The organism is Psychrobacter sp. GW64-MNA-CIBAN-0177 (assembly GCF_040309585.1).
GTDB classification, from domain to species: domain Bacteria; phylum Pseudomonadota; class Gammaproteobacteria; order Pseudomonadales; family Moraxellaceae; genus Psychrobacter; species Psychrobacter okhotskensis.
Map to the genome: position 1 here is coordinate 1 of NZ_JBEOOY010000619.1, position 235 is coordinate 235.

The following is a 235-nucleotide window of genomic DNA, read 5'->3' on the forward strand; positions in this document are numbered from 1 at the left end:
AGATAATACCGAAGGACGGTAAAATCATGATGTAAACTTCAGGATGACCAAAGAACCAGAAAATATGCTGGAACATCACCGGATCGCCACCACCTGCAGCATCAAAAAAGCTAGTACCAAAAAACTTATCGGTTAATACCATGGTGACCGCACCTGCGAGCACCGGCATTACCGCAATCAGTAAAAATGCGGTAATGAGCCAAGTCCACACAAACAAAGGTAACTTCATCCAGGT

General features: G+C 44.3%; 1 protein-coding gene. It reads right to left on the reverse strand.

Translation table 11 applies throughout. From position 1 onward, the window contains the following. Positions 1-235: cbb3-type cytochrome c oxidase subunit I (locus tag AAEY79_RS16440; RefSeq protein WP_352289856.1), on the reverse strand; the 235-nt coding region annotated here is incomplete at both ends.